A 23343-nucleotide genomic window follows, 5' to 3' on the forward strand; every position below is an offset into this window, starting at 1 on the left:
ATTATTTAATCATCATAGCTTAAAAATATAACGGCTATTAAGACACACGGTTCCATGCATCACGTGTTGCACGACGAGCCTCTTCCCACTCTAGACGCGACTCACCCTTCACTTCATGCCATGAACGCTCTAAATCTGATTCATGATCTTCAAAACGGGCATCGGCTGGATAGCGGGCGCGATTGGCGTAACCAACGGCATACGCTGGATGTAAATCACGATCAAACTCATGACCTTCACGGTAATAATCTGCATTGGCATGTTGAGCACGCCAGTAGGCTTCTTCACGAGTTGGGTCAATAGCTTCTGCGGCTGCATGACCGGCACCGCCACCAACGATAGCACCAATAGCGCCGCCGATTAAGGTTCCTAATGGACCTGCCATTGTTCCAATAGCCGCACCTGCTGCTGCACCGCCAATACCACCAATACCTGTGCCTAGTGGGTGTGAGCCTGGCTCACCTGTGATTGGATCAGCATTCAGATCTTCTCTGCTCTCTTTTGACATGTGTTTCACGGCATTACGGTCAATAGCGTCGTGATCATCAATGATATTGTCATTTTCATGTCTAACGACTCTATTACCATTGATATCAACATCATTATCATTTAATCGACGTGCATTGTCATCGATGATGCGCTCTCTATCGCCGACTTCAAGATAGTCATCAGCGATTACACGGTTATTAGGGTCTGTAATGCGTCCATCGTTATTCATAATATTATCCTTAAATTATTTGTTATATATTAGAGTTATTCATTGCTAATGTACTAATCGCTCATTTTTCAGCTGTAAATCTAAGCTATAAATTTAACGCCTATTAATGACATAATTATGAATTAATAGTTATAGATTAATAGGAATTAAATAAGAGTGATTAGCGCTATGATTTAATTCATCTAAAGTATAGGAATTTATGGATACCAACAAATAGACAGGTTATGTAATTTGTGTCCAAATTACGATTGCCTTGCGTTACAGCCTGTATCTTTATCACCAATTTGCATGGATTTGTATGTCAGTAGAGCGCTTTAAGTAATCTTTGACTGAGTGGTTACAGCACTTAAATACCTCAAGTTAGACAATTACATGACTTTTAACGCTCTATCGACGGCTTGTTGCCATTTATTAAGATGCTGCTGCCGAATATCGTCTGACATTTCAGGCTCAAAAATCCGGTCGACTTGCCATGATGCTTGCATCGTTGCTTCATCATATAGACCCGTTTTCAATCCCGCTAATAAAGCCGCACCTTTGGCAGTGATTTCTGTGTCTTTGGGGCGCAGTACCGGCACTCCCAATAAGTCAGCTTGAAACTGCATAAGTAAGTCATTATTAGCCGCGCCGCCATCGACTCTAAGCTCAGTCAATGGATGAGGACTGTCTTTTTGCATGGCAATGAGTACATCATAAGTCTGATATGCCACCGCTTCCAATGCCGCGCGCGCGATATGGGCTTTGGTCGTACCGCGGCTCATACCAGTGATACTGGCACTGATATCGGAGCGCCAGTAAGGAGCGCCAAGACCTGTAAATGCGGGCAATAAGACCACCTCTTCACTACTATCTACTTGCCGCGCTAAACTCTCAACCTCACTGCTTTGTTGAATCATACCGAGATTATCACGCAACCATTGCACGATAGCACCGGCCATAAAAACACTGCCCTCCAAGGCATAAGTGACTTCCTTTTTGGGTGGTTGTAGCATACGTCTACCAGACTGAACGATTTGATCAAATGATAAATTGTCTGGACGCATTGGCGTTGATTTACGTTGCCAAGCGATGGTCGTCAGTAACTTATGCTCACTCAGTTTTGGCGTCTGACCGATATTCATCAGCATAAAACAGCCGGTGCCATAGGTATTTTTTGCCATGCCTGCATCAAGGCAGCCTTGCCCAAACAGCGCCGCCTGTTGGTCGCCCAATACCGCCTGAATAGGAATTTGTTTGGCAAATAACCCTTTTTTTGTTTTACCAAAATCTCCATCAGATGCCAGAACCTTGGGCAATATATTCATGGGTATGGCAAAACAGGTACATAGCTCCTCTGACCATGCCAGCTTATGGATATCATATAATAAAGTACGACAGGCATTGGTCACATCGATGACGTGTTCGCCGCCGGTTAATTTATAGATAAGCCAGCTGTCTATGGTGCCGACAGCAATCTCCCCTTTATTGGCGCGTACTCTTAATTTAGGATCATTTTCTAACAACCACGCGATTTTACTGGCGCTAAAATATGGGTCTAAGCGTAAGCCTGTGATACGTTGTATTTCGCTTGCCATATCAACATGCTTATCATCAGTCTTACCGCTCGCGCTTTCTGCAGCAAGCGTTTTACAATAGCTTGCGGTGCGGCGGTCTTGCCAAATAATAGCAGGCGCTAAAGGTTTGCCCGTTTGCTTATCCCACATCACGATAGACTCACGCTGATTGGTAATCGCAATACTGGTGACATCGGTCGCAAGCAACCCGGCCTGATTAATCACATCATGGGCACAGCTAATCTGTGTCTGCCAAATCTGCTGTGCATCTTGCTCGACAAAACCTGCTTGCGGCGTCTTTAAAGTTGTCGGCTGCTGTACCATTTTAATCGGACGGGCATGGTCATCGTACAAAATCGCGCGGCTCGATGTTGTACCTTGATCTAGCGCTAAAATATATCCTGCCATTACTCACATCCTATTTTAGATAGTGTTGTTTTTTATCTGCTGTTTTTTATCTAGCTTTATAGCCATGCCTTTATTAATTAAAGCTATTACATGTACTCATAAAAGCTATTGCATGGTTTAGATTGCTATTTCAACGAGCTTTTATCTTCAATGACTTTTTATCACTAACCCATAAATAATGCTATTATTTACCTTACAATGGGACACTTAACATAAAAACAGCGCGTATTCAATGTAAAATAAGCGAATAGTGAGCATTGACCCGTCACCATTGTGGCACTACAGTGTACGCTTTGTTATGAATAACCAATTTTTGCTTTCTATTAATAGTCTATAATATTGCCCAGTTTGGCTACCTTCTACACACTTTACGTTCTAAACACTTTGCATTCTAATTAATGGCTTACGTGACTTATGAAATTTGCTTTATCGACTCTGTCTACTGCTGTGATGACGGTTACGCTCATGAGCTTAGCCGCGGCTCACTCCGCAAACGCTAACGCTAACGCTAACGCTAACGCTAACGATGATATTATCACGTCACAAAATGAAGTAGCGCCAGTAGTAGTGACGCAAATTATTGATGCAGATAATCAAAGTGTCACTCGAGAAAGCAGTCTACAAAACAAGGCAGCAACGACAGAAAAACAGACAGCTAAAGCTGAGCCCAATACTGTCTTAAGCACCCTTATCGACCCCATCACCCATAAAAGCATTGATAATAGCTATCCCTTAGAAGTGTCTAGCCTGCTAAGTCTTGAGCAAGCGCAAAATATTTTATTGCAAGTTTCACCAAAAATTGCCGCCAATCAAGCCGCGATTGCTGCAAGTGAATACGAAACGGATGCGCTAAAAACCATCGACCATCCGTTAGTATTTGCGCGCGTCTCCGCCAATGCTTACAACTTGGATGCCGATGTTGACTTATCGTCGATTAAAACCGGCATTATTAACGATGTAAATAGTAGTGTTGATAGCATCGACCCGCCCATAGATATAGAAAACTTGCCGGATTTTGGTGAATTGGTCGGTGACCGTATCCCAGATAATTACGATTTAAAGCGCTCAGGTTCAACAACGGGCGCAGGTCTGGGTGTGGTATGGCCCATTTATACCGCTGGTCGCACAGCAGCATTAACAGGTGCTTCTACTGCTCGTACCCAAGAAGCTGTCGCAGATAGCATACTGGATACCAACGAGCTTTATAACACCTTAGTTGAGCGTTATTTTAAGGCACAATTAGCGATTATTGCCGCCTATTTACGCGAAGATGCTTATGATACGGTGCAGCAAGTTGACCATATGGCACAGCGCCTTTTTGAAGAAGGCTTTATCTCACGTGTCGATCGCTTAGAAGCCCAATCGGCGCTTGCCGATGCAAAAAGCGAATCGGTCAATGCCAACAATGATGCGCGTCTGGCGATGATGGCGCTACAGCGTCTCTTGCGTACCGATTATCGTATCAAACCGACCACGCCTCTATTTGTCTCTAGTCGTCCTCTACCCGATGTCAATTATTTTCAAGATTTGGCACTGAGCAATCATCCAGGTCTGCAAAAAGTCGCCGCTAAACGAGCCCAAGCTCAGCAGCTACATGCGCTGTCAGATACGGGCTACAAACCTACGGTTATGCTTTATGGCTATGGACAACTCGAAAAAGACCCAAGCTGGGTCGCTGGTATTTCAGCAAGTTGGAAGCTTTGGGGTGGGCTCGATAAAACCGCTTCTCTAGCCTCTAGCAATGCCAAAATACGCCAAGCGGATTTGTCTGAGATTGAAGTCAGTGACAATCTATTATTGTTGGTCGAGAAAAACTGGCACGATGTCAATAACGCCCAATCTCGCTATCAGGCACTACAAAGTAATGTAGATTTGGCAGCAGAGGTATTACGCTTGCGTCGCCTTGGGCTGCAAGAAGGCTTAAATACGCCTATCGATGTGGTACAAGCACAGACACAATACCTCAAAGCACGTACGGAACAGGCGCAAGCGGCGAATACTTATGTCCAGTCTCTTGCCGCTCTAATGCAAAGCTGCGGTACGCCTCTCGCTTTTAATGCTTACCTAAACGCCGCTGATATTCGACTACCAACTTTATATGACAAATAGCCAGTTCAGTAGAAAATATTAAATAATAAGATTAAATGCCAAGATTAAATAACGCCAGACCTATTCTGCTTATTACCGACTTTATCGCTTTAGGAATCTCACTGTCATGACTGAATCTAATAACGAATCAGGCGACTCACGCAAATTAAATGCTTCAGACCAAACCGCTGAGCCAAACAGCAGTCAGCATGAGCAAACGCCCGTCGATGCTATTGATGCTATTAATGGCACTAAACCGACTGAAGCTTTCGTCGATAGCGCTGCTAGCATCGATAACGTTGATAACGTCGATAGCGCTGATATGGACCAAGAGCAAGCGGTGCCGCCTTATAAACGCGAGCCTGCAAAAACGGATAAATCTGCCGTGATTAAAAAGGCGATTTTGGTACTCCTTGTGCTGCTTGTTTTAGGGGCAATTGCTTATGGTTTGTATAAAAGCAATCAACACAATGGGCCTGAAGTCATCACCTTACAAGGGCAGATGCAAATGCAGCAAACGTCTATCGCCGCAAAAGTACCAGGACGTATTGCACAAATCATGGTCACAGAAGGCGATGCCGTTACGGTCGGTCAGCAATTGATTGAGATGGACTCACCTGAGATTAACGCTAAGATTAATCAAGCTCGTGCTGGCAAACAAATGGCCCAAAGTCAGCTTGATAAAGCAGAAAATGGCGCCCGTCCACAAGAGATTGCGCAAGCAAAAGCCGCTTGGCAAGCCAATAAAGCGGCGTCTGATTTGGCAGAAAACACCTATCAGCGCGTCAATCGTCTTTATGAAGAAGGACTGATGGCGCGGCAAAAACGTGATGAAGCCTACGCGCAGTATTTGGCCACCCAAGATCAAACAGAAGCGGCGCGCTTACAGTATGACTTAGCAATGGAAGGTGCACGCAGTGAAGACAAATCTGCCGCGACAGCGCAAGTTGCCCAAGTCGATGCGCAATTAGAAGAAGCGTTGGTCGCAAAAGAAGAAGCCAATCTAAGAAGCCCGATTGCCGGTATCGTGGATAATGTCATCGTCAATGCTGGCGAAGTCATTGGTCAAGGTGTGCCGCTCCTTACCTTGGTGAATACCAATGATCAATGGGTAGTACTCAACGTCACTGAAACCTATTTAAATCAATTTGCGATTGGTCAGCGTTTTATGGGTACGATTCCTGCTTTATCATCGCCCGAAAAGCCTTATACCAAACAGTTTACCGTTTATGCCACCTCAACATTATCTGATTTTGCCACTTGGCGTCCGACCAACAATAACGATGGTTTTGATGTGCGCACCTTTGAGGTTAAAGCGCGACCATCGGCACCTGATCGACGTATTCGCTCGGGTATGAGCGTGATTGTTAATATCAATCCAGCCCTTGCTAATCAGACCCAAGAGTAAGCCATGCGCTTGAATAAGCAAAAGAGGCTAAGTGGGCAAAAGGGGCTAATTGGCGCTTTTGTACGCAGTGCTGGCTATGAGCGACGTTTTTTAGCCAAAAATCCATGGGATTTGAGTATGGTGCTGTGGATACCGCTTGCAACCGTGCTGTTGATTTGGTGGATTTTCTCACAAATACAAATTACCGATTTACCTATTGGGGTGATGGATAAAGACCGCGGTCCTATTGCCAATACTGCCGTGCGTTATTTGGAAGCCAATCCGAACCTGACGGTCAGGCAGCTGTATCATTCACCGGCAGCGGTAGAAGCAGCGCTCCTGCAACGTGATATTTATGCGGTGGTCATTATTCCTGAAGATTTCTCGCGCAATATCTCATCGAGTAAACCTGCGCCCATCGTGCTGCAAGTAAACGCTCAATACGGTACTCACTCTGGCATTATCCAAACCAGTGTCCAATCAGTGATTGGTACGCTATCGGCAGGCGTTGAGATACAGCGTTTGGTGAAACAAGGTATGGCACCATCACAAGCGGCGATTGCTTACTCGCCCATTGGTATTCAGCGTATTAGCTTATTTAATGCGGCTACCGATTATCAGCAGTTTTTAGCGTCAACGGTTATCCCGGCGCTGCTACACATCTTAGCTATGGTCATCGGTGCTACGACCATTGGGCGCGAGCTACGCGATAAGCAAATCGGTCGTTGGTATGACTTTATTGAAAGCGGTCATCCTGACTTAACCAACATTGAAGCCAATACTAAAAACGACATTGAAAACGACAAAACCATAGCTGCTTCAACCTCTGCTGCAGACAATAAAACCTTTATTACAGACAATAAGCCTAGAAAAGCCAGTATTTCAGTCTTGCTCTTTGGTTTACTGGGTAAGTATTTTTGGCCAACGCTCGCTTATAGCCTATGGTCAATTCTAGCGTTATGGCTTGCTACTCCGCAGCAAGCGGTTGCTATTAGCTCTCTCATGGCGACTTATGTCGGCCTTGTATTACTGATGATGTTGTCATTCTGGCTTGGCGCCATATTTACCCTAACCTCATTTTCATTACGTATGGGCTTATCATCTACCGGTTTTATTTCAGCACCTTCTTATGCGTTTGCAGGGGTTACTTTTCCTTATATCGCCATCAGTGACAGCGCCAAGCATTGGTCGGATGCGCTACCACTTACTCATTATCTTAAGCTGCATATTGCCCAATTACAGATGCAAGCACCCGTTGCCATCTCATTACCGATAGTCTATGGACTGACGCTAGCAACCGTTATTGCTATGTTCTTAGCCGCATTATTGAGCAAACGCGCGCTCGCCCATCCTGAACGTTGGGGAGCACGCTAATGTCTATGTTAAAAAAAGAGCCTGCATCAAAAGATTCTGCCGTACCAAAAGACAAGCTATCTAATACGCCATCAGATTCAAAAGACTATTCATCACAAAGTTTTTTGCACAGTTTTGTGCAAACGATTAAAGACGTTTTTTCTGATAAAGGCGTACTGTTATTATTACTGATTGCGCCGATTATTTATGGCTTCTTTTATCCTTGGCCGTATTCGACAGAGGTGGTCAACCATGTCCCGGTCGGTATTATCGATAAAGACAATAGCAACTTATCTAAAACCATCGTTCGCTATGCCAGCGCCAGCCCGCAGCTAGATACCAAGCGTTTTTTAAATGAGCAAGATGCCATCGAGGCTATTTGGTCCGATGACATCGCCGGTTATATGATTATTCCAAGTGGACTTGAGCAGCAAGTATTGTCTGGAAAAGCGGCAAGTGTCAGCGTACTGGGCAATGGCGGCTATTTCTTATTAAATAAAAACGTCCAAATGGGGTTTTTGCAGGCGGTCAGTACGGTATCGGCAGGGGTTGAGGTTAAAAAAAGCGTGGCGCAAGGGGCATATTCTGCAACCGCAGCGGCAAGCACCCAAGCAGTGCCTCTAAAAATCATTCCTTTATATAATCAAACCGAAGGTTACGGTGCTTACGTGGTGCCAGCAGTAGCGATTCTTATTTTGCAGCAAACCCTTTTGATGTCTACAGCGATGTTGATTGGTACTTGGTATGAACAACGTCGTCATGCTACCAGTATTCGCGGCTGGCTCGGACGTATTGCAGCGCTCAGTATGTTCAGCTTTATCATCGGCTGCTTCTATTATGGTTGGACCTTTGAGCTGCATCATTATCCACGCGGACAAAACATGCTCGGCAGCTTGTTATTTTTGCTGCTATTTTGTCCGACTGTGGCCACGCTTGGCTGCGTGTTTGGACTGTGGTTCCGCCAGCGTGAGCGCAGTATGCAAATACTAATTTTCAGCTCACTACCAATGTTTTTTGTCAGTGGTTATCCATGGCCTGCCCATCAATTACCAGAGTTTTTACAAATCATACGCTGGTTAATACCGACGACGCCTGCGATTAACACCTCTGTCCAGCTTAATCAGATGGGTGCCAGCGTGGCGCAAGTCGCAACGGGTTTTTATGCGTTGGCAGGACTGTGGGCATTTTACTTTATATTACTGCTGCTCTTTCGCTGGCGTACCCCGCAAAGTAAAACTGGCTATTAATGTAAAAAAGTCTAGTAGCCTTTGTTCTGCTAGAAAAAATGCCATAAAAAAGCGCCTACTCATTAAGCAGGCGCTTTTTTATATCTCTTACTTTACGGTTTACGCATTAAAAAATAAGCGTTAGAAAACGCGATTCAAACCGTTAAGGGCTGCCACACGATAGGCTTCTGCCATCGTTGGATAGTTAAAGGTGGTATTTACAAAGTACTCTAAAGTAGCATTACACTTCATCACTGCTTGGCCGATATGAATAATCTCTGACGCGTGATTGCCGTAACAATGAATGCCTAAAATCTCAAGCGTATCACGATGGAACAAAATCTTTAACACACCTGAGCGTTCACCAATGATTTGCGCGCGTGCCAAATGTTTAAAGAACGCCTGCCCGACTTCATAAGGGACTTTTTCATCGGTCAGCTCTTGCTCTGTCTTACCAATACAAGAGATTTCGGGGATGGTATAGATACCCGTTGGTACGCTTGATACTGGCTCTGCATCACTATCGCCAACCATAAAGGCCGCCGCACAGCGTCCTTGGTCATAGGCAGCAGACGCCAATGATGGCCAACCGATAACGTCACCGGCAGCATAGATATTTTCGACACCAGTACAATAGGTATCATCAACTTTTAGCTGACCACGGCTATTGGCTTCAAGCCCGATGGCTTCTAAGTTCAAGCCTTCAGTGTTACCTGAGCGCCCATTTGACCAAAGAATGGCATCCGATTTAATGCGCTTGCCGCTTTTTAGATGCAAGACCACATAATCATCATGCGTCTCTAAATGGTCAATCTCTTCATTGCTACGAATCAATACCCCAAACTGTCTAAAGTCATGGGCGATAGCATCACTAATCTCGCTGTCTAAATAATTAAGCAGCTGATCTTGGTTATTGATTAGGTCAACTTTATAGCCAAGACCGGTGAAAATAGAAGCGTACTCACAACCAATCACCCCGGCACCATAAATGATGATTTTTTTGACCACATAATCCATTTGCAAGATTTTATCAGAGTCAAACACACGTGGATGATTAAAGTCTAGAATATCAGGACGATAAGGGCGACTACCAACCGTAATAATGGCTTTATTAAAGGTGACGGTTTCAAAGATACCGTCGTCTTTTTCGACGCTTAAAGTATGCGCATCAATAAAACTTGCCCAACCGTGAATCACCTCAATACGATTGCGCTCATAAAAGCGCGTATGGGTACTTACCTGATTACGGATAACTTTACGAGCATTGGTCAGCACTTTATTAAGCGGTACTTGCTGGTATTCCATCGCTTTGGTGAACATAGGATCACGGCGAAAGTTAATCAAGTTAAAGACTGATTGACGCAATGCTTTACTTGGAATGGTACCGACATGGGTAGAGTTGCCGCCGACCTGTTCGCGTGGGTCAATAACCGCTACTTTTTTACCCGACTTCGTCAGCTTCATGGCAGCCGCTTCACCAGCAGGACCGGCACCTAGGACGACAACGTCATACTCATACTTATGCTTATCGCCTTTGATACGCTGCGAGTCTTTGGTAAAAGGGGTTTTAATATCAATACGGGTGTCATCTAGCGGATTGACCAAGTCTGGATGATGCATAATATCGTCAGTGACTTGCTCATGGGTTTGCTCAATTCTTGCTTTTTTGTTTTTACCCTCAGTATGCTCAGGGTTTGGCGCGCGGCCGCTCTCTTTATTAGACACTTCGGTTTGAGTGTCTTTACCAGTATCGTTGGTCGCGTCGCTTATAGGTTTGCTTCCCATCGTATCCTCTTTATTAATTTATGAATCTATTTTTTCAGTCCATGAGTGTCAGCCGGTTTAAATGCCGTCAGGGTCATGGCGCTAAAGTGGGCCTACCATACGTTGTGATAGGATATTTTGCAATATTGGCGACAGTTACGTTATCGCCATCGCCGTTATTCGTTATGTGCTGTTGATTAATTTCTTTAACCAATCCGGCGCTTAAGACCGGTCATCTGCAAGATACGCGTGGCAATCTCTTCAACAGACATCTCTGATACATCAAGGCTTGGAATACCTTGCGAGATATAAATTCCCTGTATCGCGCGCTGCTCTTGCTGGCATTGTTGGTAACTAGCATAACGACTGCCAGCGCGGCGTTCTTGGCGAATTTTCACTAAGCGATCCGTATCGATTAATAAGCCAAATAACTTATGCTTATGCTCACGTAGGGCTTTAGGCAGCTTATTGTCGTTTAAATCTTCTTCGGTTAAGGGATAATTTGCCGCTCGAATACCAAACTGTAGCGCCAAATACAATGAGGTCGGCGTTTTTCCAGAACGCGAAACACCAATAAGAATAATATCTGCCGCATGATAATGGCGAGTGCGCGCGCCATCATCATTGTCTAAAGCAAAATGCACCGCATCAATACGTTCTTTATACGTCTCAGAGTCGACATCGTCATGGGCATGACCTGAATGTCCGTCTGGTTCAACACCCGTCTCTTCTGCTACCCGACCGATGAGACCTTCGTACATATCCAAATTACAGCTATGCGCTGAATTGATTTTCTCGCGAATATCAGGACTGACAATCGTATCAAATACCAATGGCAATAAACCATCGCGTTGATAAGCAGTATTGATTTGTTCGACGGCATCTTCGGCACGCTCTAAGCTATCGACATAAGGCAGTACTCGGGTTTCAAAAGGCACTGAGGCAAACTGACTTAAAATAGCGCGTCCAAGGGTTTCGGCGGTAATCGCCGTACCATCAGAGATAAAAAAGGCGGTTCTTATATTTTGGGCGTTATCTACTTCTAATGCTTGTTTGTTTTGAATAGTCGGATTGGCTGGTTCGGGCGGATTGTTTACAAACATAACGTGAACACCTTTGTTAAAACGTTAAAACCTCAATAATCGCTTTTGCATAGCGCTGAAAAAACTTCAATCGACTCTTAATAGCCGTTTATAACCACTTATAATAAAAACTTCTTATAACATTGCCATGCTCTGTATTTGCATGCTCTTTAATAGTCATTGGCTGTGAATTCGCTGCTAAAGAGCATGGTCGAGTCCAGAACATATCTATGCGCTATATTATACGCATAATAGCCATCTAATAGAAATCAATGTTACAGGCGTACACTTAGAAGCATTTGTATAAAAGTTAGCATAAAAACAAACCTTACTTTTAAATCAATAATCAAACCAGTTATCAATAATTCAATAGTCACCTATATATAGAAGCAAATTTTAAAAGTGCTTTAAGCAAATTTTGGAAGTTTTATCCAACATTAGCTATTGTGAATACATTCATAAAACCTCTTACATTCCCATTTTCACTATATTCTAGCAGCCAAATATTACTTTCTTGGCGCTCAAATATGTAGCAATCCCCACAATTTGTATCTTTTTGACGAATTTTTTGGTTCTAGGTATCGAAATTATCCAAATATAGGGGTATAATCGACCGTTATAATCTTTACTAAATAACCTTATTTTCTGGAGTTATCATGGCAGCGCAATCTACAGCACTTGTAATCAATCTTGATCAGCTAGGAAAAGATGACATTGATATGGTTGGCGGCAAGAATGCCTCGCTTGGCGAGATGATCAGCCATCTATCTGATTTGGGTGTCAGCGTTCCAGGTGGCTTTGCGACCACTTCAAATGCGTTCAATCGTTTTTTGACAGAAACAGGCTTACTCGACAAAATCAACAGCGAGCTTAAAACACTTGACGTTAATGATGTCAACAAGCTTGCTGAAACGGGTAAAAAAATCCGTACGTGGATTATTGAGCAAGAGCTGCCAAGCGACCTTGAGCAAGAAGTGCGTCAATCGTTTGAAACCATGAGTGGCGGCGAAGACATCGCTGTTGCGGTACGTTCTTCTGCTACTGCTGAAGATTTGCCAGATGCGTCATTTGCCGGTCAACAAGAAACTTTCTTGAACATTCGCGGCATTGATAACGTCCTCATTGCGATTAAAGAAGTATTTGCCTCTTTATATAACGACCGCGCTATCTCTTATCGTGTGCATAAAGGTTTTGAGCACGAAGGCGTTGCCCTATCTGCTGCTGTACAGCGCATGGTTCGTTCAGAAACTGGCGCTGCAGGCGTTATGTTCACCCTAGATACCGAAAGTGGTTTTGATCAAGTGGTCTTTATCACGTCAAGCTACGGTCTAGGTGAAATGGTCGTGCAAGGCGCGGTTAACCCAGATGAATTCTACGTATCCAAAAAATTACTTGCTAACGGTAAACCTGCGATTATCCGTCGCAACCTAGGTAGCAAACATAAGAAAATGATTTATGGTGATGAAGGTAGCACCACTAAATCAGTTAAAACCGTCGATGTTGAAAAACAAGACCGCATGCAGTTCTCTTTATCGACTGAAGAGCTGAATTCACTTGCCAAACAAGCCATGACCATCGAAAAGCATTACGGTCAAGCGATGGATATCGAGTGGGCAAAAGACGGCGACAGCGGTGAAATTTTCATCGTTCAAGCACGTCCAGAAACTGTTAAGAGCCGCCAAGACAGCAATGTCATGGAACGTTATATCATCAATACTGGTGATGCTAAAATCCTATGCGAAGGTCGTTCAATCGGTCAACGTATCGGTGCTGGTAAAGTGCGTATCGTTAGCAACTTAAACGAGATGGATAAAGTACAAGACGGCGACGTATTAGTATCAGACATGACGGATCCGGATTGGGAACCAGTCATGAAACGTGCTTCTGCTATCGTCACCAACCGTGGTGGTCGCACTTGTCACGCTGCTATTATCGCGCGTGAGCTTGGTGTACCAGCAATCGTTGGTTGTGGTAATGCCACTGAATTATTGGTTGATGGTCAAGACGTCACCGTTTCTTGTGCTGAAGGTGATACTGGCTTTATTTATGAAGGTCAGATTGACTTTGAAGTACAGACCAACTCTGTTGAATCTATGCCAGAGCTTGCATTCAAGGTAATGATGAACGTTGGTAACCCAGATCGCGCCTTCTCATTTACCCAAATGCCAAACGAAGGTATTGGTCTTGCGCGTTTAGAGTTCATCATCAACCGTATGATTGGTGTGCATCCAAAAGCGCTGCTGAACATGAACAGCTTGCCACGTGAAATCGCCCAAGCTATCAATGAGCGTATCGCGGGTTATGCGTCACCAGTTGATTTCTATATTGATAAATTGGTTGAAGGTATCTCAACCCTAGCCGTAGCCTTTATGGATCAGCCAGTTATCGTGCGTATGTCTGATTTTAAATCAAACGAATATGCTAACTTGCTTGGCGGTAAATTATACGAGCCATCAGAAGAAAACCCAATGCTTGGTTTCCGTGGTGCGAGCCGCTACGTTTCTGACAACTTCCGTGACTGCTTCGAGCTTGAGTGTAAAGCGTTGAAACGCGTCCGTGATGAGATGGGTCTGACTCACGTTGAGATTATGATTCCATTCGTCCGTACCGTTGGCGAAGCCAAAGAAGTCATCGAGTTGCTAGCGAAAAACGGTCTAAAACGTGGTGAAAATGGTCTGCGCGTCATCATGATGTGTGAGCTACCAACCAACGCCTTATTAGCAGATGAGTTCCTAGAGCACTTCGATGGTTTCTCAATCGGCTCAAACGACTTGACGCAGTTAACACTTGGTCTAGACCGTGACTCAGGTATCGTCTCACATCTATTTGATGAGCGTGATCCTGCGGTTAAGAAACTATTGTCTATGGCGATTGAAGCTTGTAATAAAGCTGGCAAATACATTGGTATTTGTGGTCAAGGTCCATCAGATCACCCAGATCTTGCTTACTGGCTCATGGAACAAGGTATCGACTCAGTGTCATTAAACCCTGACTCAGTATTAGATACTTGGTTCTTCTTAGCGGGTGAAGAAGCGAAGTAAGCCGTAACGTTCAGTCACAGCGTTAATTCACATCGTCATGTAAAATATAATCATTAGGGTCTATTTGATTTTTTCAAATAGACCCTAATATAATGTATTACCAAAAGTGACTTAAAAGTAGCTTTAAAGACCATTTATTAAAAACAGCTCTTTAAAAATAGCTACTCATAAAAAGTGACTTGAGATATGACTAACTATGTAGGCAATTATGCAGATTTTCCTTGCTCGAAATAACGTACAAGCCGGTCCATACACTTTGGATCAGCTCAATATCATGCTCACCTCTGGCGAAGTCGTATTAGATGATTTGATATGGCATGAAGGCTTAGATCAGTGGCAGCGTGTCGGTAACTTAACCAACAATCAGACTTACTATCGTCCTGCTCCTATAGTGACGGCGGACAATAACAACTCTATTATTAATAATGTCACTATCTTTCCAGAAGATTCTGCTAGTACTATGGGTCAAGATGACAAAGCCGTATCGCTAGACAGATTATATGGCAAGCCTGAACGTCCAGCAGAAAACGCTAAAAACAGCAAAGTGGACATGACAACCAATCGTCAATACACACCAAATAGTAATGTGTCATTGAATAAGTCTGGTGCCAAAAAGATTTCCGACAACGATAAAGTCGTCGGTGATGTTGTGCTTGCGCCTATCATGTCGCGAGTGTTGGCAACTGCGCTCAATGGCTTGCTGTATGTATTAGCGATTTTTCCGCTAGTCATGGCGTTGACCAAGATGGACGTGGATTATACCAAGTTTCAAAACATCCAAGATATGGATGCCGCTTATCAGTACTCAATGACGCTCATGGAAAGTATTCCAAGCAGCACCTTGATGATGTCACAAGTGATGGTATTTGGTTTGTTTGCGCTGCAACTGGTATTTATTACCTTGCGCGGGCAATCACTTGGTAAGCTGATTACCGGTATCCGCGTCGTCGACCAAACGACCCATCGCCTGCCATCTTTTACCAAGCTTATTGGCATGCGTACCTTGCTGCTGTTTATTATTTATAATTTGTTGTTTTCGTTTACCAGCTTCTTAGGGTTTGTAGTTATTATTGTTCATTATTATATGGCCTCAAAAAGCCCTGAAAATATCGGTTGGCATGACAAACTTGCTAAAACCCTAGTGGTAAAAGCGGATAGCAGCCAATTGGTCAAAAAGCCAAAAGTAAAATAATTAACTTAATAATTAATTTATAGCCTTGTTATAAACAGATTATTATAAATATCATAAAGTTATATTAAAAAGTGGCGTTTAGGCGCTGCTTTTTTATTAGCAGAGCAGTATTTGCTGCTTTTATTGTTTATTGACAGCCTCTTAGTGATTAACCTTTGTGTTAAGCACCGAGTACTGTTATAATACGGCGCTTTATAAACTAAGCTTATCCCCTATTGTTTTTATAGAATTCGATAAAATTTGGGCTTACCTTATAAATCTCCTTGCTATTAACATAGGGTTAATAGCTACTAATCCGTAAGGAGTCATAATGCGACATTACGAACTGGTGTTACTTGTACACCCAGACCAAAGCGACCAAGTGGTCGGCATGGTTGAACGCTATATCAAGTTGGTTCAAGACAACAACGGCACAATCCATCGTCTAGAAGATTGGGGCCGCCGTCAACTGGCTTACCCAATCAACAAGATTCACAAAGCTCATTACGTTCTTTTCAACATTGAAACTGACGGTGAAACTTTAGCTGAACTTGAAGAATTATTCCGTTATAACGACGCGATCATTCGTAGTCTAGTTATGCGCCGTGACGATGCTGTCACTGAAGAGTCGCAGTTAGCCAAGAATGCCGATGAAAAACGCGCACGCAAAGCAACTACTCGTCGTCCTGACAGTCGTGAGAACGACAGTGACGACAACGACCACAGTGAAGACTAATTAAAGGAGAATACTCATGGCACGTTTCTATCGCCGTCGCAAATTCTGCCGTTTCACTGCTGAAGGCATCACTCACATCGATTATAAAGATGTTGAATTGCTAAAACAGTACATCAGTGATAATGGTAAAATCGTACCAAGCCGCATTACCGGTACATCTACTAAGTATCAGCGTCAACTAGCGACTGCTATCAAACAAGCTCGTTATTTATCGCTACTTCCATACACTGATAACCATCAGGGTTAACCGTTAATTTTAACTAGGAATGACTCATGCAAATTATTTTGTTACAGCGTATCGTCAACCTTGGTAAACTCGGTGAAACTGTCGATGTGAAACCAGGTTACGGACGTAACTTTCTTATCCCTTTGGGTAAAGCACTACCTGCTACTGCAGCTAACATTGAAAAGTTCGAAGCACGTCGTGCTGAGCTTGAAGCTGAAGAAGCAAAAGAAGTAGCTGTTGCTCAAGAACGTGCTGACGCATTAACTGACGTTAATGTTATCATGCGCGCTAAATCAGGTGACGAAGGCAAGCTATTCGGCTCTATCGGTACTCGCGATATCGCTGAAGCATTGACTAACTCAGGTCTAGAAGTTGACCGTGCTGAAATCAAGCTACCTGAAGGCACTTTACGTCAAGTTGGCGAATATAATGTTGATATTCAGCTACACCACGACGTTACTGCTAGTATCTTAGTAACCATTCTTTCAGAAGATGGCGACACTCAAGATTCAGCAGAAGAAGTTGAAGACGAGAACGAAGATTACTCTGAAGAGTAATATTTAGTACGAGTCTAAAAAAAGCCAGTAACGTCATGTTGCTGGCTTTTTTTTGTTTTGAATCTCGCCAAGCTAAATCTGATAAACTATTTAATAAAAACTTACAATGATATCTGAGAGCAATAATAGGTAATAAAATACCCATACAATCTATACTTAATAATAAACTACTGCTTATAAAGTCACCTTTAATATCAACATCTTAATTGCTATCCTATACCTATATAAATGTATAACTACGGATAAAATGAGACGCTATGATAAATACTGATGACAAATTAATCTGTATCCAAGGTAACGAGTTTTATTCAAAAGGCGAGATATATACCGTTGGTAGAATTGTTAATAATAAATACTTTCAGGTGCTGACGGGTAATAACGATGATCACTGGTACGCAACTTTAGATGACGAAGGTATTTATGTTAGCTTTGATTCTATGAGTGCAGCAGATAATAAAGCTTGGTTTGATAAGATTGCTTAGGCAGTTTTTATTTATGTATTGATGATAGACATTAATGATGAAAAATAGATTAAAAAAATGCATTATCCAAAAAACTGGCCATTATAAATGGTCAGTTTTTTTTGGTTAAAAATCTAGTTGAGAATGCTCTAAATAATTGACGGGTCGTGGCCATTTAACGGCTTTCTTCGGCATTTCTTGTCCAGCAACTATCATACTAGCAGCATTTATCCAACCTGCATGACCGACGACCAATATTGGTCTATGACTGCTATTTTGTCTAGCAATCTCATTTAACCAGTTCTCCACACGCTCAAATAACTGCTGTAAACTTTCGCCGTGCTTAGGTGCAAAATCAGCAAAGTTATTACACCAATCATCAATCTCTTGTTTTGGTATTTGTGCCCAAGGCTGACCATCCCAGTTACCAAAATCAATCTCTGCAAGCTCAGGGGCGACATGATATTGAAAGCCTTGCTTCGCTAGCATCTCACCCACTCTTAATGAGCGCTGTAACGGGCTGACCCAAATGAATTTTGGTAATTGATGCAGACGCACAAAGCGCTGTATTTTATTAGCAAGGCGTTTGATTTTGCGTTTATCGACACTGATATCCGTCTGTCCGATGCAAAACCCATTAGCTGCAATTGGCTTCGGATGCCGCCAAATATGAAATATCATTTGCTGTTAGTATCCTATTTCGACCATCACTTTTATATCAGATAAACGGTATAGATATAGAGGCAGCAAGTCCGATATAAATGGCAATCTCACTCAGCTGCTGCGTGGCACCTAATCCATCACCCGTATAACCCTCTAAACGTCTGCGTAATAAACGGCGCATATAGTCCGTCGCTACGATGCCTAATAATAAAGCCAATAGCCATTGCCAGACACCAATCTGCTGCACGGTAGCAGGAAACAAAAGCATGACTAACACGCCAGCCAATAGCAACCACCCACTACTCAATAGTCCTTGAAAAGGCGTCAGCTGCTGCGCCATCGGCTTAGCTTTAGCATGTTCAATCTCACCGCCATAAGGCAATAGCGCCAGTAAGCTAATACATAATAAGCGTGAGGCGGTATGACCAATAATCAGCGCCACAATAGCCACCGATAGTGGCATGGCAGTCAGTAAACTGATTTTGATAAGTAACGCGCATACCAACCCTAGTACACCATAAGTTCCTAAACGTGAGTCTTTCATAATGGTTAAAGTACGCTCGCGGGTCAGACCACCGCCTAAACCATCGCAACTATCAGCAAGTCCATCTTCATGGAAAGCGCCAGTGAGCCTAATCCCAAAAGCGGTACTTATTACTGCTGCTACCAAGGGCGTAAATAAGATACTGCCTAGCCAAAATACGCCAGCGCAGAGCAGCCCAACCAATAAACCTACTCCAGGAAAATGACGGCTGCTCTGGTGCAACCACTGCGGATTGTAATTGGCAAATTGCGGTATGGGCAGACGCGTTAAAAACTGCACCGCCACCAATAATAGACGCCATTCATGTTTTATAAATTCACCAACGCTTGATTTAGACGATGGTTGCTGTGGCGGCTCTGGTTGATTCAATGACTGATTTAATGGTTGTTTTGATGGCTTTTTTGATAATTGTGACATTAGCTGTTTTGTCCACTAATACCGGCATCATTAAAACTTGACATCTCATTGATAATGGCACAAGCCGACTGAAGCAATGGATAAGCCAGTGCCGCACCGCTACCCTCACCTAGGCGCATACCCATATTGAGTAATGGCTCAGCATTGAGCAGTTTTAATAAATGCGCATGCCCGGGTTCAACCGAATGATGGGCAAAGACAGCATATTGAGCAACACCGGGCGCTAGGCGCTCAGCAGCCAACAACGCGCTACTAGCAATAAAACCATCGATTAAAAGAATACGACGCTCACTGGCGGCCTGAATCAGCGCCCCTGCCATCATAGCAATCTCAAGCCCGCCCAACGCAGCAAGTATGTCGAATGGCGCTTGTGCTTCGCTATGACGCGCCAACACTTGCGTTAAAATAGTCGCCTTGTGTTGTAACCCTGCATCGTCAAGACCGGTGCCGCGACCGATACAATCATTAATCGGTGTATCGCCCAATCTTGCCAGCAAAAGACTTGCCGCGGAGGTGTTACCAATGCCCATCTCTCCGACGATAAGCAAATTACCCGCCATGCTCTTGACCACGTCCATGCCGTTCTCTAAGGCAGCTAAACACTCTGCTGCGCTCATCGCAGGCTCGGTTAGCGCATCACGGCTACCGTGACGGACTTTATAATCGAGCAATTGCGCATGGTCTTTAAAAGGAGAATTGGCAAAGTCGGCATCGACACCAGCATCGACCACTTTTAGCTCAATATTATGCTGACGGGCTAAGACATTGATAGCAGCGCCGCCTTGTAAAAAGTTATAAACCATCTGCGCAGTCACAGCACTAGGATATGCGGATGTGCCATGCTTGGTTAAGCCATGATCGGCGGCAAATACTCGAATCTGTGGCTGATTAATATGCGGCGCGGTCGTACCTTGAATCATACCTAACTGCACAGCGAGCGTTTCTAAACGTCCAAGGGCGCCAAGCGGCTTGGTCTTTTGGTCGATGATTTGCTGCAACTGCTGGCGCAGCTCATTATTTTCGATATTGGGAATAGTAGGCGCGGTAAAGGTGGTCAAGGCAATCATCCTAAAGGTTATAAATGAAACAGGAGACTATGGTAGCAGATTATCCAATTTATAATGATATGATTGGCTTAATTGCACAATTCCAACTTGCATAATCGTAGAGTATTTCATGAAAATTTTAATCGCCCCTGACTCATTTAAAGAAAGTGTAGAGGCATTAGATGTCTGCCACGCTATCCAGTCTGGATTCAGTCAAGTGTTTCCTGACGCTGACTATAAGCTGCTACCCATGGCAGATGGCGGTGAAGGAACTTCTGCAGTATTGTCTTATGTACTAGGTGGCCGCTGGAAAGAAGTGCGAGTCCATGACCCCTTAATGCGACCAATCAATGCTAAATATCTGCTATTAGAAAATGAGACAGCCGTAATTGAAAGTGCTCAAGCCTGCGGTCTACATTTATTGACGACTGAAGAAAGAAATCCGTTAATTACGAGTAGCTACGGAGTCGGCGAACTTATTGCGGATGCTTTAGATGAAGGCGTTAAACGCATCATTATCGGTTTGGGTGGTAGCGCCACCAATGATGCGGGACTTGGTATGCTAATGGCGCTTGGCATGACGTTTCATGATAGTGACGACAATACGTTAGCCCAAGGCGGCGGCGCGCTTGCCAACTTGCAACGATTAGATGCGACAAACTTCCATACTAGCGTGCTGGAGACAGTATTTGAAGTAGCGTGTGATGTCACCAACCCTTTATGTGGCGAGTTGGGTGCCAGTGTAATATTTGGCCCTCAAAAAGGCGCCAGCCCGCAGCAAATCAATGATTTGGATAAAGCGCTAACGCATTTTGCGAGTGTATGTGAGCAGCATGGCTATCAGAATTACCAAGACATAGCGGGTGCTGGTGCTGCAGGTGGGCTTGGCTATGCGTTAATCAGCTTTTGCCAAGCTGAGTTAACATCAGGCTTTGATACAGTGGCAAAAGTTACCAACTTATCACAACATATTGCCGATGCAGATTTAGTCATCACTGGTGAAGGCAAGCTTGACGCTCAATCTGCCATGGGTAAAGTAGCTGGCGGCATTAGCCAAATCGCCAAAGTCAGCCAGACGCCAGTGATTGCTATTTGCGGCAGTGTTGATGGGCTAGAACCTGCTCAAACCAGTCAGTTTGAGGTTATTATGCCCAGTATCCAAAAGCTAGAGTCCATCGATAATGTCTTTAAAAACGCTTATCATAATATTGAAATCACCGCTGCCAATATTGCAGCGGCGATAAAATTGGGTCAACGCATAAAATAGTATTTATAGAGCTACTTTATATTTTCTCATAGCCATTTTTGACTGTATTAGCGTTAAATGGTGCTCTTATCATCTAAGAGCGCTATTTTTATGTGAGCTATCAACAATACTGAGCTGTTGCATAAGGAAGTCACTTAAGGAGTTAGGCATGCTACTATTTGGGTTATGATTTAAGTCTCTTTTTTATTTTATTCTAAATTTAGCTAGTGCTTATTAATTAGCAGTTATCAAGGACGATAAATGAATAACCATAATCTCAAGCCATCAGAACCCTGCTCCTCAATGAATCCCAGCGAGCCCTTGGTTATTAGAGAAAACTTAGGCAGTGTTGTGACGTTGACACTCAACTGTCCCAAACAATTTAACGCGCTATCAGTAGATATGTTATCTGCTATGCAAACAGAGCTTGACAGCATCGCGCAAGATACGAGTACACAGGTACTAGTGATTGCCGCAAACGGTAAGGCCTTTTGTGCCGGTCATAATCTAAAAGAGATGCGCGCCAATCCAGAAAAGGCCTTTCAGCGCGCCTTATTTGAACAGTGCAGCCAGATGATGCTGACCATCAATCGCATGCCACAAGTGGTAATAGCTAAAGTAGAGGGCATCGCTACTGCTGCTGGCTGTCAGCTGGTGGCAGCATGTGATTTAGCTGTCGCCTCGGACAATGCCAAATTTGCCACTTCTGGTATTAGCGTAGGGCTGTTTTGTTCCACCCCTGCAGTAGCAGTCAGTCGCAACCTCTCTCGTAAGCAAGCATTTGAGATGCTCATCACCGGTGAATTTATCGATGCTCATACCGCACTGCAACAAGGACTCATCAACCGTGTGGCAAGCGCAGAGCAATTAGATACGACTTTGCAGTCTTTAATAGATAGCATTATCGCCAAATCCTCAGTCGCTTTGACCACCGGCAAAACCATGTTCTATAACCAGTTGGATATGGCATTGGCAGAGGCTTATGAGTATGCCAGCGAGGTGATGAGCTGCAATATGATGGCGGATGATGTGAGTGAAGGGATTGATGCCTTTATCGAAAAGCGTCCTGCCGTATGGACAGGGCACTAAGAGCAATATCAGCATTTTATAACATAAAATACTGATATCGGCACACGCGACTTTTTAGATAATACAATACGCTTTGCTCAATAAAGAAGGACAATAATGAAAACTACTCTGCTAATAATTTCGCCAACAACTCATTTATCTCAACTTTAAATTCTCTGTCTTCGATTTTATTGGCGCTAATTTTAGCATTTTGTAGGTTTTCGATAGCCGCCTCTGTTTGACCCAATTCGATTTGCAGCTCAGCCATAGAAAATGCAATTGATGCCAAATGGTCTTTTGAATTAATCGCCGCGGCTTTATCTAACGCTTTTTGATAGATAACCAATGCTTCATCCAAATCTTCGGTAAAGTCAGCCAATGTCTCCCACTGTTCAGGATGGTCTTTATCGCTCTTTTCATTCTCGTTACAAAGATCTTTTAACTGCGCATATAGCATATCAAAGGTTTTTTGATCGTTTTTACTGTCCGCTTCTAGCAGTTTTTCTGCTAGCACATAAATGGATTTATATATTTTGGTATTAATCATGATGGATAACCCTGTTAGTTGTTCGTCAAATACGTTAATGG

General features: G+C 43.6%; 20 protein-coding genes. 12 read left to right on the forward strand and 8 right to left on the reverse strand.

Going from position 1 to position 23343, the window contains the following annotated elements:
- Positions 1 to 37 precede the first annotated feature (37 nt).
- On the reverse strand, positions 38 to 508 hold the full coding sequence (locus JMX50_RS04805) for a hypothetical protein (protein WP_201564951.1): 471 nt from the start codon (positions 506 to 508) through the stop codon (positions 38 to 40).
- Between the two features lie 578 nt (positions 509 to 1086).
- The gene (gene glpK, locus JMX50_RS04810; RefSeq protein ID WP_201628635.1) at positions 1087 to 2679 is read right to left on the reverse strand and encodes a glycerol kinase GlpK; all 1593 of its coding nucleotides are present in this window, start codon (positions 2677 to 2679) and stop codon (positions 1087 to 1089) included.
- A gap of 414 nt (positions 2680 to 3093) precedes the next feature.
- Between glpK and JMX50_RS04815 the strand changes: the two genes are divergently transcribed.
- From JMX50_RS04815 to JMX50_RS04830, 4 genes are all read left to right on the forward strand, one after another.
- Entirely contained in the window at positions 3094 to 4788 is a 1695-nt protein-coding gene (locus JMX50_RS04815; protein ID WP_201628636.1) for a TolC family protein, read from the forward strand.
- 106 nt (positions 4789 to 4894) lie between these two features.
- Positions 4895 to 6175: an HlyD family secretion protein gene (locus JMX50_RS04820; RefSeq protein WP_201628637.1), complete on the forward strand. Its 1281-nt coding sequence runs from the start codon at positions 4895 to 4897 to the stop codon at positions 6173 to 6175.
- Positions 6176 to 6178: 3 nt separating this feature from the next.
- Positions 6179 to 7528, forward strand: a complete 1350-nt coding sequence (locus JMX50_RS04825; protein ID WP_201628638.1) for an ABC transporter permease — start codon at positions 6179 to 6181, stop codon at positions 7526 to 7528.
- A complete protein-coding gene (locus JMX50_RS04830; RefSeq protein ID WP_227670911.1) occupies positions 7528 to 8754 on the forward strand; it encodes an ABC transporter permease in 1227 nt (408 codons plus the stop codon). The genes JMX50_RS04825 and JMX50_RS04830 overlap by 1 nt, the downstream gene beginning before the upstream one ends.
- Positions 8755 to 8874: 120 nt before the next feature.
- Here JMX50_RS04830 and sthA read toward each other — a convergent pair whose 3' ends face one another.
- Entirely contained in the window at positions 8875 to 10518 is a 1644-nt protein-coding gene (gene sthA / locus JMX50_RS04835) for a Si-specific NAD(P)(+) transhydrogenase (RefSeq protein WP_227670455.1), read from the reverse strand.
- Between the two features lie 185 nt (positions 10519 to 10703).
- Positions 10704 to 11600 (reverse strand): pyruvate, water dikinase regulatory protein, encoded by an 897-nt coding sequence (locus tag JMX50_RS04840; RefSeq protein WP_227670454.1) that lies wholly within the window; start codon positions 11598 to 11600, stop codon positions 10704 to 10706.
- Positions 11601 to 12235: 635 nt separating this feature from the next.
- On the opposite strand from JMX50_RS04840, the gene ppsA reads away from it, so the two are divergent.
- The 6 genes from ppsA to JMX50_RS04870 all read left to right on the forward strand — a co-directional run bounded on the left by ppsA (position 12236) and on the right by JMX50_RS04870 (position 17792).
- On the forward strand, positions 12236 to 14620 hold the full coding sequence (gene ppsA / locus JMX50_RS04845) for a phosphoenolpyruvate synthase (RefSeq protein WP_201564929.1): 2385 nt from the start codon (positions 12236 to 12238) through the stop codon (positions 14618 to 14620).
- Between the two features lie 208 nt (positions 14621 to 14828).
- Positions 14829 to 15812: an RDD family protein gene (locus JMX50_RS04850; protein WP_227670912.1), complete on the forward strand. Its 984-nt coding sequence runs from the start codon at positions 14829 to 14831 to the stop codon at positions 15810 to 15812.
- A 310-nt stretch (positions 15813 to 16122) separates the two neighbouring features.
- Positions 16123 to 16527, forward strand: a complete 405-nt coding sequence (rpsF, locus tag JMX50_RS04855) for a 30S ribosomal protein S6 (protein WP_201628639.1) — start codon at positions 16123 to 16125, stop codon at positions 16525 to 16527.
- Between the two features lie 16 nt (positions 16528 to 16543).
- On the forward strand, positions 16544 to 16774 hold the full coding sequence (rpsR, locus tag JMX50_RS04860) for a 30S ribosomal protein S18 (protein WP_010198808.1): 231 nt from the start codon (positions 16544 to 16546) through the stop codon (positions 16772 to 16774).
- 26 nt (positions 16775 to 16800) lie between these two features.
- Entirely contained in the window at positions 16801 to 17310 is a 510-nt protein-coding gene (gene rplI, locus JMX50_RS04865) for a 50S ribosomal protein L9 (RefSeq protein ID WP_201543154.1), read from the forward strand.
- Between the two features lie 257 nt (positions 17311 to 17567).
- Positions 17568 to 17792: a hypothetical protein gene (locus JMX50_RS04870; RefSeq protein WP_201628640.1), complete on the forward strand. Its 225-nt coding sequence runs from the start codon at positions 17568 to 17570 to the stop codon at positions 17790 to 17792.
- Positions 17793 to 17897: 105 nt separating this feature from the next.
- Here the strand turns inward: JMX50_RS04870 and JMX50_RS04875 are convergent, their stop codons facing one another.
- The 3 genes from JMX50_RS04875 to cobT are packed head-to-tail and all read right to left on the reverse strand — an operon-like array spanning position 17898 to position 20462.
- Positions 17898 to 18452 (reverse strand): histidine phosphatase family protein, encoded by a 555-nt coding sequence (locus JMX50_RS04875; RefSeq protein WP_201628641.1) that lies wholly within the window; start codon positions 18450 to 18452, stop codon positions 17898 to 17900.
- A 37-nt stretch (positions 18453 to 18489) separates the two neighbouring features.
- The gene (gene cobS / locus JMX50_RS04880; RefSeq protein ID WP_201628642.1) at positions 18490 to 19395 is read right to left on the reverse strand and encodes an adenosylcobinamide-GDP ribazoletransferase; all 906 of its coding nucleotides are present in this window, start codon (positions 19393 to 19395) and stop codon (positions 18490 to 18492) included.
- Complete coding sequence (gene cobT, locus JMX50_RS04885; protein WP_227670913.1) at positions 19395 to 20462, reverse strand: nicotinate-nucleotide--dimethylbenzimidazole phosphoribosyltransferase; 1068 nt, start codon at positions 20460 to 20462, stop codon at positions 19395 to 19397. The genes cobS and cobT overlap by 1 nt, the downstream gene beginning before the upstream one ends.
- A gap of 109 nt (positions 20463 to 20571) precedes the next feature.
- On the opposite strand from cobT, the gene JMX50_RS04890 reads away from it, so the two are divergent.
- A complete protein-coding gene (locus tag JMX50_RS04890) occupies positions 20572 to 21708 on the forward strand; it encodes a glycerate kinase (protein WP_201628644.1) in 1137 nt (378 codons plus the stop codon).
- Positions 21709 to 21948: 240 nt separating this feature from the next.
- A complete protein-coding gene (locus JMX50_RS04895) occupies positions 21949 to 22776 on the forward strand; it encodes an enoyl-CoA hydratase (protein WP_227670914.1) in 828 nt (275 codons plus the stop codon).
- Between the two features lie 103 nt (positions 22777 to 22879).
- Here JMX50_RS04895 and JMX50_RS04900 read toward each other — a convergent pair whose 3' ends face one another.
- Positions 22880 to 23302: a tetratricopeptide repeat protein gene (locus JMX50_RS04900; RefSeq protein ID WP_201564935.1), complete on the reverse strand. Its 423-nt coding sequence runs from the start codon at positions 23300 to 23302 to the stop codon at positions 22880 to 22882.
- Positions 23303 to 23343 lie beyond the last annotated feature (41 nt).

This window comes from Psychrobacter maritimus (genome assembly GCF_904846345.1).
Taxonomy (GTDB): Bacteria; Pseudomonadota; Gammaproteobacteria; order Pseudomonadales; family Moraxellaceae; genus Psychrobacter; species Psychrobacter maritimus.

Bases quoted from the DNA above. Each gene is read 5' to 3' on its own strand.
- rplI (WP_201543154.1), top strand. From the start codon at position 16,801: ATGCAAATTATTTTGTTACAGCGTATCGTCAACCTTGGTAAACTCGGT.
- glpK (WP_201628635.1), bottom strand. From the start codon at position 2,679: ATGGCAGGATATATTTTAGCGCTAGATCAAGGTACAACATCGAGCCGC.
- JMX50_RS04895 (WP_227670914.1), top strand. From the start codon at position 21,949: ATGAATAACCATAATCTCAAGCCATCAGAACCCTGCTCCTCAATGAAT.
- cobS (WP_201628642.1), bottom strand. From the start codon at position 19,395: ATGTCACAATTATCAAAAAAGCCATCAAAACAACCATTAAATCAGTCA.
- JMX50_RS04820 (WP_201628637.1), top strand. From the start codon at position 4,895: ATGACTGAATCTAATAACGAATCAGGCGACTCACGCAAATTAAATGCT.
- JMX50_RS04870 (WP_201628640.1), top strand. From the start codon at position 17,568: ATGATAAATACTGATGACAAATTAATCTGTATCCAAGGTAACGAGTTT.
- JMX50_RS04815 (WP_201628636.1), top strand. From the start codon at position 3,094: ATGAAATTTGCTTTATCGACTCTGTCTACTGCTGTGATGACGGTTACG.
- JMX50_RS04900 (WP_201564935.1), bottom strand. From the start codon at position 23,302: ATGATTAATACCAAAATATATAAATCCATTTATGTGCTAGCAGAAAAA.
- JMX50_RS04850 (WP_227670912.1), top strand. From the start codon at position 14,829: ATGCAGATTTTCCTTGCTCGAAATAACGTACAAGCCGGTCCATACACT.
- JMX50_RS04890 (WP_201628644.1), top strand. From the start codon at position 20,572: ATGAAAATTTTAATCGCCCCTGACTCATTTAAAGAAAGTGTAGAGGCA.
- JMX50_RS04840 (WP_227670454.1), bottom strand. From the start codon at position 11,600: ATGTTTGTAAACAATCCGCCCGAACCAGCCAATCCGACTATTCAAAAC.
- JMX50_RS04825 (WP_201628638.1), top strand. From the start codon at position 6,179: ATGCGCTTGAATAAGCAAAAGAGGCTAAGTGGGCAAAAGGGGCTAATT.
- JMX50_RS04875 (WP_201628641.1), bottom strand. From the start codon at position 18,452: ATGATATTTCATATTTGGCGGCATCCGAAGCCAATTGCAGCTAATGGG.
- cobT (WP_227670913.1), bottom strand. From the start codon at position 20,462: ATGATTGCCTTGACCACCTTTACCGCGCCTACTATTCCCAATATCGAA.
- rpsF (WP_201628639.1), top strand. From the start codon at position 16,123: ATGCGACATTACGAACTGGTGTTACTTGTACACCCAGACCAAAGCGAC.
- rpsR (WP_010198808.1), top strand. From the start codon at position 16,544: ATGGCACGTTTCTATCGCCGTCGCAAATTCTGCCGTTTCACTGCTGAA.
- sthA (WP_227670455.1), bottom strand. From the start codon at position 10,518: ATGGGAAGCAAACCTATAAGCGACGCGACCAACGATACTGGTAAAGAC.
- JMX50_RS04830 (WP_227670911.1), top strand. From the start codon at position 7,528: ATGTCTATGTTAAAAAAAGAGCCTGCATCAAAAGATTCTGCCGTACCA.
- JMX50_RS04805 (WP_201564951.1), bottom strand. From the start codon at position 508: ATGTCAAAAGAGAGCAGAGAAGATCTGAATGCTGATCCAATCACAGGT.
- ppsA (WP_201564929.1), top strand. From the start codon at position 12,236: ATGGCAGCGCAATCTACAGCACTTGTAATCAATCTTGATCAGCTAGGA.